This window comes from Vibrio sp. RE86, from assembly GCF_013114545.1.
In the GTDB taxonomy this organism is placed as follows: Bacteria; Pseudomonadota; Gammaproteobacteria; order Enterobacterales; family Vibrionaceae; genus Vibrio.
In genome coordinates this window covers 20264-31968 of record NZ_VTXI01000010.1, presented here as the reverse complement: position 1 = coordinate 31968, position 11705 = coordinate 20264, and the positions used below count along the sequence as shown (strand labels likewise).

The following is an 11705-nucleotide window of genomic DNA, read 5'->3' as shown; positions in this document are numbered from 1 at the left end:
CGATCACCATAAGTTGGTGAATTGGCTCTGCATCGCACGGCTCACAGGCAGTTTTTCATTGCCAACAACAACAACCATTTTACCTGTGATGACTTTTTTCACTTTCTCTATCGCCGAGACATTCACGATCGTCGAACGATGGATTTGCCAAAACTGATCTGGGTCGAGCTGCTGAATCAGATCCTTTAACGACGTTCTGAGCAAATATTCAGTCGCTCCCTTCACGCCTTTTACAAACACTGAAACATACTTATCTTCAGCTTTAAAATAGAGAATATCCGAAACGGAAATAAGGTGGATATCTTCCCCTTGGCTAGCACGAACCCAAGTTAGATAGTTTGGCTTCGCGTTACTGTTAAGTTGTTGGATCTGTTCAATCAATTGTGAAACATCTGGTACCGACGTCTGCTCGCCTTGTTCGATTCGACTTTGTAATTTCGCTATACACTGATCCAAGCGTTTGTCAGTTACAGGCTTTAGCAGATAGTCAGCAGCGTTAGCGTCAAAGGCTTGTATTGCGAATTCATCATAAGCGGTAATAAACACCACATGTGCACGACTCCCGTTCTTGGCTAATGTTCGTGCTGCCGACATACCATCAAGCAAGGGCATTTTGATATCAAGGAAAACAACGCAAGGGTCATGCTGTTCAATCAAATCAAGCGCCTCTTGGCCGTTTTTGGCCATTCCGACGATCTCTAACTCTGGCCACGCATCTGCTAATAATTTGTTAAGGTGATGACGTAATAGTGGTTCATCATCGGCAATGACAGCGCTAACCTGTTGTGCTCTCATGTCTATTTATCCTATGGTCAACATATTGGTCGGGATTTCAATGGCGACTTGAACGCCCCCCAAACTCGATTGCTTGATCGCTAATGTCGCTTCATGACCGTAAAGGGTGCTAAGTCGTTCTTGAACGTTTTTGAGCCCAATCCCATGTCCTTGAATGGTACTTGAACCTGACAAGCCTACCCCAGAGTCATTCACTTCAATCAAAATAAATTGTTCTTTTTGTGAGACTTTAATCAATATTTCGCCCCCGTCCACTTTAGGTTCGATACCATGCTGAATCGCATTCTCGACTAATGGCTGAAGTAGAAGTGGCGCGAGTGGAAAGGCGGTTTCGAGTTGATTATCGATGTGATAGCTCAACCTATCACCAAGACGAATTTGTTGAATAGCCAGATAGGCATCCACTAAGTTCAGTTCGGCTTCCAGCGAAGAGCTCTCTTGCCTACTGTTAACTAAGGTACCTCGTAACAATTCCGTTAGCTTACTCAACATGTGCTGCGCAGCATTGGGATCATGGCTGATAAGGGCGTTTACATTCGCCAATGTATTAAACAGAAAGTGAGGTTCAATCTGACTTTGCAACTGACGAAGCTGACTCATCACTAACGCTTTTTCTTGCTCTGATTGAATACGCTTCGCTTTCTCTAACTCTTTTTGCGCCAGAAGCTTTTGTTCGTGTGTGTAGAAGTAGAAGAAACAGGTCACTGTAAAAATAAAGCCGAGTACCGCAACTGGCTTTAACTGACTTAAATCACTGAACCTTTCATACTGTTGAAGCCAAAAATAGGCGTTGGCCGTTCCAAGTACCATAGCAATGACTAGCGAGAAGAGATTAACCGTTCTGGTCGGCAGTTCTGGTTTCCACCGACTGATCAACACTGAACCAAATACCGAGCTGTATCCGTAACCTAAGCTGATCGCCAAATGCTCTATATATCGGCTTTGCCAAATCGTTTGAGTCACTAACGCTATTACAGCGCAGAAAAGCGAGGTGTAAATCAGACTTTTAACGAGATCAGAACTAAAGTGGTTTCTTTCGGTCATCAAAACTTCCCTTTTAGATTTATAAAAATCATACGCTTATCCGATAAATTTGCATACACCGACTCTTTGTCCCCTGTCATAAAACGAGCAGCGAATTCCGTTGAAAAAGAGATCGTCCCAGAGTCAAACAGTTGGTAATCGAGCCACTGAGTCGCTATGACCCCTTGGTCTTGTGGTGAATAGAGAACATCAAACGTTGGCGTTAAGTCTTCAAGCCAAAGAATGGATTGAGACCACTCCCAATGACTCCAGCTACTTGAATCTAACGACCAGTGAAACATCACGTTATGTTGCACAAGATTGACTTGGTTGAGCCCTTGCGCATACGAGCTCGCCAACTGCGTTTGCCCCACATTAGCCATACCTGACGCTGACGAAAATGCAGATTGCCACTCGCTATGACTCCAGCCTCGATTATCGAACCAATACTCTAGAATAATATTGTTGCCAGTCGAATTTGCCCAATTGAGGCCAACGAGTGCCTGAAAACCGTTATCTTCAGTCGTTAATGAAACTGGTACATTCGCTCTGTGCTGCTGATACGTTAGGTACTCTCGTTGGTAGACCGCCGAACCATGCAGTGACCAAGCTTGGTCAAAAACGGTCACTATCGATCCGCCAACTAGACCTTTTCTAACATCATCGTAGTAAGCAATCGCCTGCCACTCCGTATCTCCGAGCAACGCATAACGACGAACCCCAGCACCTTGTTGCTGCGCCGCTTGTTCTAGATCGCTGCCCTCTTGCTGAGTCCATGAAGAATCGGTATAGACTAGGCTCCACTCTCCGGACATATCAAAATATGAGGCGAGTAATGTACCTGCGCCTTCTTCTACTTGAATGCCAACCGGATTGCGTCGATAAGGCTTAAACAGATCCAGAGGTCGGTAACCATATCCTACACCCCAATCCAGTCGCACTTTGCCAAGAGTCATATCGATAGGAAGATCAAAAAGCCCCCCCTGCCAAAATGCTTCTTGTACGATCAGTTCGCTATCATAAGAAACCGAAGCGTCTGAGTGATAGAGGTCGTTGGCTTTGAATGCAACCAGCCCTGTGAAACCATTCGCTTCGACCTGTACATCTAACACAGCATCGATGTTCTCAGATGACGATACATATGAGTCAGGAAACAACACTGAATGACGATGCTCTGTTTGACTTCCACTTACCTGAAAGTCCCAATCTAAGCTCAAAGGCAGCCCAAAAACAGGCGCTGATAATAAACCGGTGACTAGCAATAGTTTCGCTTTATTCATTACAGCTCCGACAGCGCATTACGAGTCAAATAAGCTGGGTTGTAATATTTGTCATCAAGCTCTTGTTGGGTAATCTCTTGGTACTCAATGACCGTCTTTTTAGCGGGCTGAATCTGATCAAGCAATGTCATAGAGACCACTCGCGCCTGTCCTTTACGATCGCCTTGCTCAAACCACGCTTGCTTAGCCAGTTTTCCAGAACGTAAATAGAGATCCGCTTTAATTGGAAAATCACTCTGTTGATCTAACCAAAGATCAATGCGGTGATAACTCGCACCTTTAGTCGTCGCAGCAAGCTCCAGTCGATTTACCTGCTTTTCAGTGCCGTCAAAGGTAATGGACTCGACACTGACGAAGCTTGGCTCGTAGTCCTCACTCCAAGTTAGCGTTGAGATGTCTCCCACAGAGGCCTCACCCAAGAGCTTTTGCATTGGGGTAATACGAATTGGTCGACGACTTTTCGGCATGACTAGCCAGTAGTTGTCGCCTAGCATCAGCATTTTTTGCCCTGCTTCCACTTGCGATTTAAACAGCACCAGCGACTCTCGATTTGGGCGAGTATAGACGGCGTACTCGCGAGTTTTATCTAGCTGATCGTTCTCATATAAACTGACCAGTGATACCACTTTCGCTGACGACGCTTCTAACCGATAGTTGTCTGCATTTTTGACCATTTGAACTACATCACTCGCGACACTGTTTGAGCTCATCAACACTGCGATAAGCATCAAAGCGCCAACAAGAACACGGCTTAGATTGAAGTTTTTTACATTAGACATAAATCAGCGCCTCCGTAATTGGCTTTTTGACCCCTTTTGATGCAGAGAGCCATGCAGCAACAACGCATATCATCACAACGCCGAGCGCGGTGATAGATAGCAATTCAAAAGAAAAATAGATATTGAGGGGGTAACCTTCTGTTCGCCCCGGTGGTGGTGGCATCTGTACGTCGACAACCATCAACAAGGCACTAACGAATAGACTGAGTAAGCCACCAATCATGGAGCCAATCACCGCTAACAGTGCCGACTCTCTGATAAAGCTAGCGACGATTTCATTAGGGTAAGTACCCAGAGCAGAGAGCGTTCCAATCTCACGCGTGCGTTCTGTCACCGACATTGTCATGGTGTTGAACAGAGCGACAAAAACAACTAATGCCATTACAGCGCCCATGATGCCGAAAATACGGTCATAGAGATCTTTTACTTTTGTGTAGAAAAACGCACGCTCTTGCCAAGGTGTCACTTCAATTGGCTGCGATAACGTCATACCGCTGAGTTGATTTTCAACCCATTGAGCGATCAACTGAGTTTGCTCAGTTTCGAACAAAAATAGAGACAATGTGCTGACTTTATCGGTACTCAACAGCTCTTGAGCCGACTGAATATGAATATAGAGCTGGCGTTTATCTAACTCAGGCACACCAGTCGAGTAGACACCTCTCACCTTGTAGTCATAAGCATTTAATGCACCATCACTGGTGGTAGCAAGTAATGTCACCCAGTCTCCAGGTTTCACTTTCAGGTTCTTAGCCAAATCGACACCTAGCATCACTTCTGGCTCACTCGGGTCATAACGAGAAGAGTTAGGGCTGGAAAGCGTTTTGCCTTCTCTCACATCAAGAAACGGCCCTTTCATATCGAACTCTCGCTCATTGACACCAATACCGACAAAAATCGTCGACTTACTGCCATTTGAAACTAACCCTGTAAACTCTATCCTTGGCTGAACCCCACGGAGTTGCGGGTGTGCAATCAACGCTTGGGTGATTTGTTGAGTTTGCGCCAAGCCGTTAGCAAGCGGCATCTCCTCATCATTTTCAAAATACCCTGGTTGGCTTAGTGTAAGATGCCCCGTGTCACGCGCCGTCGACTCTTTGAGAGAGTCGTAGGTGTAAAGCCCAAACCCACCCGCTGACGTTAAAGCAAAGATGGCAATGGCAACGATAATCACTGACAGCGCACTACGGCGACGGTTACGTTGCAAGTTCAGAAACGCAATACGAATAGAAGTTGGAATTAACTTGCCCATTTGATTGCCTCCGGATTAATCACACCATCCACCAGCTCAATGCTGCGGTCACACTGAACCGACATTCGAGCGTCGTGGGTTGCGACAACAAAGGTGGTGCCCATTTCGTGCCCAAGTTGCTTCATAAGATCAATCACGACGCTCGAGGTGCTGCTATCTAGGCTTGCGGTCGGTTCATCAGCAATAACGAGTTGTGGTTTATGCACTAAGGCGCGCGCAATAGCGACACGCTGCTGCTGTCCACCAGAAAGATTATCTGGACGATGGTCAGCAAAATCACCCAGCCCTACTTTGTCTAAAATCGCTAAAGAACGAGCCTTTTGGTCTTGCAGCGATAAGCCATTTAGCATCAGTGGGTAGGCAACGTTCTCCCAAGCACTCATGACTGGGATCAGGTTAAAACGTTGAAATACAAACCCAAGTTGAGTGCGGCGTAGTAGTGCAGCTTGCTTGGCGTCTTTCGGATAATCTCGGCCATTCAGCTTTACCTCTCCTTGATAAGTCATATCTAACAATCCAAGGATGTTTAGCAACGTGCTTTTCCCAGAACCTGACGGCCCAACCAGCGCAACCATCTCGCCTTGAGCAATGTTTCCGCTTACCTGATTGAGCGCCTGTACCTGTTGCTGTCCTAAAAAGTAGGACTTACTCACGGCTTTGAAGTCAATCATAACGCCCCCTTAAACAGCAGAATCAACAAGTGCTTGCGCTTGAATGGTCATCGGATGATTGGGGTTTCTCGCTTGCATTTGCTCAACCCACTTCTGAGCTTGATTCCCATCTTCAGCGCGCAATGCTGCTTGGATGGCGTAGATATAGATCCAAGATGTCGCGTCGTAGTGTTGCTTGGCAAAAGCGTCCTCGGATAACAAATCGAGAAAGATGTCATAGCCTCTTTCAAAGTGATTAAACATATCAGGCAGTGAAGTAAACGTAGCGCCAGCGATAGCTTTAGCGAGAAGCGACTCAGGTAACCCTTGGCGAATCTCTTGCTGGTCTATAGGCGTTGAGACCGAACTAAGTAAATCAAGGCCTTTACTGATGGTTGCCAATCCTTGCTCTGTGTATTTCATCTTGTTCCAAGGCATAAACGCATCACGACCCATCAGAGTTTGGGTACTCCCTAGGTAAACCAGACTCAGCGCATCCGCACCTTGAGACTGAATTTGCTTATCGAGCTGTTCAAATACCAGTTCAACTTTGTCTTCATCACCTTCAGCAGCGAGGTTGTAGTCTGCAATGAGCGTTTCACTTGGCGTAGAAAAAGCGTGCGCACTCATTAAGATCGCAGCAGCGAAAAGGGTATTCAGTCTGGTTAGTTTCATCGTGTTCTGTCCTTGTCTGATTTGATGGTGAAAGAATACGATGACGAAGAAAAGGCTGCCGATGTATGCGACGAATGGTGGTTAACTGGAGCCAATGGAAGAATATTGGAGTAAATGGTGAACGATTCACGGCTTGGTACTGATGCAGGTGTGGCAATTCGTGACTATGATCGTTAAAGTAACGCTCAATTGAACACAGCCCTCCCTCGTAATTGGGAAAGCAACAAAGATGAGACAACAAAATGATTAAAGACGACAGAATTATTGCTGACCTAGCGGAACTTGAAGCGTTTCTTGTCGCGGTAGACAGCGGTGTACTTGGTCTGAATAACGCTGCTGGTGTCGCTCTAGCAACAAACAACAGCGATGGCCGACGCTTTGTCGCGGTTCTGGATAATAACCACCAGCTAGTACTTGGTCGTTGGGTAACTGAAGAAGTTTTCCAAACAGGTCAAGACCTTGTGAAAAATGGCCCTAAGCGCACTCACTAATCAATACTATCTATAATGCCTGACCTAGCGTTAGGCATTATATAATCCCCTTACACTCTCTAGTCCTCGAACCCTCCTTAACCCATCATTCATTAAACCCTTGCTATTCCTTTGCAATGGCCACTGTGAGGCACGTATAATTCCTCGTGAGTCTATAAGTCACTGCACTCAGACCTTTACAAAGCAGTTTTTGGCGCTATTATGCTCACGCAAACGTTTTCCTTACTTAAAGTAAGCCTATTTTGAGGGTTTTATGCTGTCTGATATCGAAATCTGTCGAAACACTTCACTTCTGCCTATTAAACAAGTTGCCCAAAATGCAGGGCTGCAAGATCAAGAATACCAAAGTCATGGTGCCCATAAGGCGAAAGTGAAACTTGAAACCTTCAATCGGCTGCAAGGGAACTCTACAGGTAAGTTGATTCTCGTAACGGCGATTACTCCAACACCATTAGGTGAAGGCAAAACCGTTACCACAATTGGTTTAGCACAAGGCCTAGCGAAGCTAAATCGTTCAGTGATGGCCTGCATTCGCCAACCTTCAATGGGGCCTGTCTTTGGCGTTAAGGGCGGAGCGGCTGGCGGCGGTTACTCTCAAGTCGCGCCAATGGAAGAGTTAAACTTACATCTAACCGGTGATATCCATGCCGTTACTGCCGCGCACAACCTAGCAGCGGCAGCAATTGATGCTCGTATTTATCATGAACAGCGCAATGGTTATGAAGATTTTGAAAAGCGCAGTGGCCTAACCGCGCTAAGAATCGATCCGAACAACGTCGTTTGGAAGCGCGTCATGGACCACAACGACCGCGCGCTTCGTATGGTCACTGTCGGACACAATGAAGCGGGTAAAACCATTAACGGATATGAACGTGAAGATGGTTTTGATATCTCTGCAGCGTCTGAGCTAATGGCCATCTTAGCGCTCGCTGAAAATCTATCTGACCTGCGCCGCCGCATTGGTAGCATTGTTGTCGCTTACGACTTCGACGGACGACCAGTTACCACTGAAGATTTGCAAGTAGCAGGCGCAATGGCAGTGAGCATGAAAGACGCCATTGAACCAACACTAATGCAAACGCTTGAAGGTGTTCCAACCCTTATCCATGCGGGCCCATTTGCGAATATCGCTCACGGCAACTCATCCATCATTGCTGACAATATCGCAACGAAGCTAAGCGAATTTACAGTGACAGAAGGTGGCTTCGGCTCTGACATGGGGTTTGAAAAGGCGTGTAACATCAAAGCTCAAGTCTCGGGCAAATCTCCAGACTGTGCAGTGATTGTTGCAACGCTCCGCGGTCTCAAAGCCAATTCGGGTCTTTACGACTTAAAGCCGGGACAAGCGATTCCTGAGTCACTCTTTGAAGATGACGAAAAGGCGCTAGACGCTGGATTCGACAACCTAAAATGGCACATTGAGAACGTGAACAAATATGGCGTGCCTGCGGTTGTTGCGATTAACCGCTTCCCACAAGACAGTGAGAAAGAGCTGCATTCCCTAAAAACCATGATTGAATCCTTGCCAAACAACGTTGAGGTCGCCATCAGCGAAGGTTTCATCAATGGCGGTGAAGGCACTGTTGAACTGGCTCAGAAAGTCGTAGCGCAATGCGAAACACCAACAAATTTTAAGCCCTTGTACCGTTTTGACCAGAGTACAGAAGAGAAGCTCATGGCCGTGGCTGAAGCAGGCTATGGCGCTTCAAGCGTGACGTTAAGTGAACAAGCGAAAACACAACTCGCTCAACTAAAGGCGAATGGGTTTGATCAACTTGCTGTCTGCTTGGCAAAGACGCCATTGTCTATCTCAACCGATGGCAGCGTGAAAGGCGCACCAACAGGCTTTGATGTTCCAGTCCGAGAGCTCAAACTGTGTGCTGGCGCTGGTTTCATCTACGCCCTATGCGGAAACGTCATGACAATGCCAGGATTACCAGAAAAGCCTGCGTTTATGAATCTCGATTTAGATGAAGACGGCAACATTACAGGATTGAGCTAAACGCAATACTGCTTAAATCTATATACAGGGCTAGGCAAACTCACCTAGCCTTTTTATTTTTCAGCGCTGACCTTAACATCCAGATCATGTACCATTAAGGCTATACACTCTCAAGAACCGGATGTTTTCATGGAAGCAGAGCTATTGGAAATTAAGAATTTCCTCTCCCAACACCCTCCTTTTGACGAACTAGAAGACGATGTCCTTAATTACGTTACGCGACATGTCGAAATCTCTTACTACCGTGAAGACACACCCGTCATTCACTTCGGTGATGAGATTCGTGATCTTTACATGGTTCGAAGCGGTGTTATCGAAGTTTACCGACGCAAGGGAGAGCTCTATAACCGCCTTGATGAAGGTGCTCTGTTTGGACAAATGGGTCTACTCACCAACAACAAGGTTCGCTTCCCTGCAAAAGCAACCAAGGACAGTTTACTTTACTGCATCCCTGAAGAAGTCTTCCAAGAGCTTTATGAGAACCATGAAGCCTTCGCTGATTTTGTTGAAGTAGAAGATAACGCTCGCCTACGCCAAACTGTCTCTAACAGCAGTGAACAGAACGATTTAACCACCTCTAAGGTGCGCACGCTGTTAACCACAGAAGCCCCATCGATTCCGAAAACAGAGTCAATTCAAAACGCCGCAATCAAAATGGCGGAAGAGAATGTCTCGTCACTGCTTATCATTGATCCAGAAGTTGCCGACGACGATGAAGATGACAATAATCCGCTAGTGGGTATCATTACCGACCGCGACCTGTGTACACGCGTACTTGCGCAAGGCTTAGATCCTAATGATGAAGTCAGCTCTGTGATGACAACAGAAGTTATCTCTCTTGATCACAATGCTTACGTTTATGAAGCGATGCTAACCATGCTTCGTTACAACGTGCACCACCTACCAGTACTTAAAGACAAGCAACCGATCGGGATTATTGAAGCAACAGACATTGTTCGTTATGAATCCCAAAACTCGTTGCTATTGGTAAGCAGCATCTTCCAGCAACAGTCGGTCGATGAACTTGCGGCACTCTCAGAGCAAGTCAAAGACAGTTTTGTCCGTTTGGTCAACGAAGACGCCAACTCTCACATGGTTGGCAGCGCAATGTCCGTGATTGGTCGAAGCTTCAAACAGCGCATTATCGAGCTCGCAGAAGAAGAGCTTGGTGCGCCACCGGTTCCCTACTGCTTCGTTGCCTTAGGCTCTATGGGACGTGATGAGCAGCTACTGGTTACCGATCAAGATAACGCTATTATCCTAGATAACACCTTCGTTAAAGAAGAGCACGATACTTACTTCGCCGAACTATCAAAACGAGTCTGTGATGGCCTCGACCAATGCGGGTACACATACTGTACGGGCGATATCATGGCGACAAACCCAGAGTGGCGCATGACCCGAAGTGAATGGGAAGAGTGCTTCGCCGACTGGATTGATAACCCTAATCCCAAAGCATTGTTGAACGCCTCTATTTTCTTCGACCTTGATGGGGTCTATGGCCGCCTAAAATGGGCAGAACAGCTGAATGGATTTATCGTAAGACGTGCTCGCAAGAATAACCGATTCTTGGCCTGTCTTGCTCGTAACGCAATGAACCGCACACCCCCACTTGGTTTCTTTAAAGACTTCGTGATGGAGAAAGACGGTCAACATAAAAATTCGATCAACCTCAAACGTCGTGGTACAGCTCCGTTAGCCGATTTGATTCGTGTTCATGCTCTGGCCGTTGGTTCGCGCTCTAAGAACTCGTTTGAACGACTCGATGACATTCACGAAGCTGGGATTCTTCCAAAAGGAAAAGCTAGAGATCTGAGTGATGCTCTTGAGTTTATCTCTATGGTTCGTATCCGCCACCAAGCATTAGATGTTGAAAACCAGATTGAACCTGACAACAACATTGAGCCTGAGAACCTATCAGACTTTGAACGTCGTAACTTGAAAGATGCGTTCCAAATACTCAGTAATGCGCAAAACTTCTTGAAGTTCCGCTATCAAGCCAGCAACAACTTTAAGTGAGAACACCATGATAAAAAAGCTCATGTCAGCGCCATCTATCGATTGGACAAACAAGTTCGCACGTAAACTCGACGTTGTTCGTAACGAGGCACTAAAAGAATACTACGGCGCAGGAGTACCCGATCCATCAACGCCACTAGAAGAAGTGACTTTTCTTGCGATGGACTTTGAAACGACAGGTCTCGATTCTGAACAAGACGACATTATCACCATTGGTACAGTACCGTTTAATCTAAACCGTATCTTTATCAATCAGGCTCGCCACTGGACAGTTCGACCACGTAAGCAGTTAGAAGAAGAGTCTGTTGTTATTCACGGCATCACCCACTCTGACGTTTTAGATGCGCCAGACCTATCTGGCATTTATGAAGAAGTGCTCAAACAAATGTCAGGCAAAGTTATGGTGGTGCATTATCAGCGTATAGAACGGGAATTTTTTAATACGGCGCTACTGGCACGGATAGAAGAAGGTATCGAGTTTCCTGTTGTGGATACCATGCACATCGAGACTTTGATGCAGCAAAGAACCAGTGGTGGTCTGTTCAACAGGATCAGAGGCAAAAAGCCAGGCTCTGTACGTTTAGGCGCGAGTCGCACTCGATATGGCCTACCTCAATATACGCCTCACCACGCGTTAACAGATGCTGTCGCGACCGCAGAGCTACTGCAAGCTCAAATCGCCTATAACTACGATCGCAAAATGCCCATAAGCCAACTTTGGGTTTAGTTTTACGTAGTG

General features: G+C 46.4%; 11 protein-coding genes. 4 read left to right on the top strand and 7 right to left on the bottom strand.

Annotated features, from left to right (window positions below):
* Positions 1-3: 3 nt before the first annotated feature.
* The 7 genes from F0231_RS11430 to F0231_RS11400 are packed head-to-tail and all read right to left on the bottom strand — an operon-like array spanning position 4 to position 6454.
* Complete coding sequence (locus tag F0231_RS11430) at positions 4-795, bottom strand: LytTR family DNA-binding domain-containing protein (protein ID WP_171759852.1); 792 nt, start codon at positions 793-795, stop codon at positions 4-6.
* A gap of 6 nt (positions 796-801) precedes the next feature.
* Positions 802-1839, bottom strand: coding sequence for a sensor histidine kinase (locus F0231_RS11425; protein WP_171759851.1), 1038 nt, complete (start codon positions 1837-1839; stop codon positions 802-804).
* Positions 1839-3098 (bottom strand): hypothetical protein, encoded by a 1260-nt coding sequence (locus F0231_RS11420; RefSeq protein ID WP_171759850.1) that lies wholly within the window; start codon positions 3096-3098, stop codon positions 1839-1841. Before F0231_RS11420 ends, F0231_RS11425 begins: the two co-directional genes overlap by 1 nt.
* Positions 3098-3826 (bottom strand): outer membrane lipoprotein-sorting protein, encoded by a 729-nt coding sequence (locus F0231_RS11415; RefSeq protein WP_253825783.1) that lies wholly within the window; start codon positions 3824-3826, stop codon positions 3098-3100. Before F0231_RS11415 ends, F0231_RS11420 begins: the two co-directional genes overlap by 1 nt.
* Before the next feature lie 43 nt (positions 3827-3869).
* The gene (locus F0231_RS11410) at positions 3870-5129 is read right to left on the bottom strand and encodes an ABC transporter permease (RefSeq protein ID WP_171759848.1); all 1260 of its coding nucleotides are present in this window, start codon (positions 5127-5129) and stop codon (positions 3870-3872) included.
* Positions 5117-5800 carry an ABC transporter ATP-binding protein gene (locus F0231_RS11405; RefSeq protein ID WP_171759847.1) on the bottom strand — a complete coding sequence of 228 codons (684 nt, stop codon included), beginning with the start codon at positions 5798-5800 and terminating at the stop codon, positions 5117-5119. Before F0231_RS11405 ends, F0231_RS11410 begins: the two co-directional genes overlap by 13 nt.
* Positions 5801-5809: 9 nt before the next feature.
* Positions 5810-6454: a hypothetical protein gene (locus tag F0231_RS11400; protein WP_171759846.1), complete on the bottom strand. Its 645-nt coding sequence runs from the start codon at positions 6452-6454 to the stop codon at positions 5810-5812.
* Positions 6455-6696: 242 nt separating this feature from the next.
* On the opposite strand from F0231_RS11400, the gene F0231_RS11395 reads away from it, so the two are divergent.
* From F0231_RS11395 to F0231_RS11380, 4 genes are all read left to right on the top strand, one after another.
* On the top strand, positions 6697-6945 hold the full coding sequence (locus F0231_RS11395; RefSeq protein WP_171759845.1) for a hypothetical protein: 249 nt from the start codon (positions 6697-6699) through the stop codon (positions 6943-6945).
* A gap of 253 nt (positions 6946-7198) precedes the next feature.
* Complete coding sequence (locus tag F0231_RS11390) at positions 7199-8947, top strand: formate--tetrahydrofolate ligase (RefSeq protein ID WP_171759844.1); 1749 nt, start codon at positions 7199-7201, stop codon at positions 8945-8947.
* Positions 8948-9076: 129 nt separating this feature from the next.
* A complete protein-coding gene (locus F0231_RS11385; RefSeq protein ID WP_171759843.1) occupies positions 9077-10966 on the top strand; it encodes a DUF294 nucleotidyltransferase-like domain-containing protein in 1890 nt (629 codons plus the stop codon).
* 7 nt (positions 10967-10973) lie between these two features.
* Positions 10974-11693, top strand: a complete 720-nt coding sequence (locus F0231_RS11380) for a 3'-5' exonuclease (RefSeq protein ID WP_171759842.1) — start codon at positions 10974-10976, stop codon at positions 11691-11693.
* The last annotated feature ends 12 nt before the right edge of the window (positions 11694-11705 follow it).

Excerpts from the sequence above, each read along its gene's own strand:
- F0231_RS11425 (WP_171759851.1), bottom strand. The coding sequence starts at position 1,839 with ATGACCGAAAGAAACCACTTTAGTTCTGATCTCGTTAAAAGTCTGATT.
- F0231_RS11415 (WP_253825783.1), bottom strand. The coding sequence starts at position 3,826 with ATGCTTATCGCAGTGTTGATGAGCTCAAACAGTGTCGCGAGTGATGTA.
- F0231_RS11405 (WP_171759847.1), bottom strand. The coding sequence starts at position 5,800 with ATGATTGACTTCAAAGCCGTGAGTAAGTCCTACTTTTTAGGACAGCAA.
- F0231_RS11400 (WP_171759846.1), bottom strand. The coding sequence starts at position 6,454 with ATGAAACTAACCAGACTGAATACCCTTTTCGCTGCTGCGATCTTAATG.
- F0231_RS11380 (WP_171759842.1), top strand. The coding sequence starts at position 10,974 with ATGATAAAAAAGCTCATGTCAGCGCCATCTATCGATTGGACAAACAAG.
- F0231_RS11385 (WP_171759843.1), top strand. The coding sequence starts at position 9,077 with ATGGAAGCAGAGCTATTGGAAATTAAGAATTTCCTCTCCCAACACCCT.
- F0231_RS11395 (WP_171759845.1), top strand. The coding sequence starts at position 6,697 with ATGATTAAAGACGACAGAATTATTGCTGACCTAGCGGAACTTGAAGCG.
- F0231_RS11420 (WP_171759850.1), bottom strand. The coding sequence starts at position 3,098 with ATGAATAAAGCGAAACTATTGCTAGTCACCGGTTTATTATCAGCGCCT.
- F0231_RS11390 (WP_171759844.1), top strand. The coding sequence starts at position 7,199 with ATGCTGTCTGATATCGAAATCTGTCGAAACACTTCACTTCTGCCTATT.
- F0231_RS11410 (WP_171759848.1), bottom strand. The coding sequence starts at position 5,129 with ATGGGCAAGTTAATTCCAACTTCTATTCGTATTGCGTTTCTGAACTTG.
- F0231_RS11430 (WP_171759852.1), bottom strand. The coding sequence starts at position 795 with ATGAGAGCACAACAGGTTAGCGCTGTCATTGCCGATGATGAACCACTA.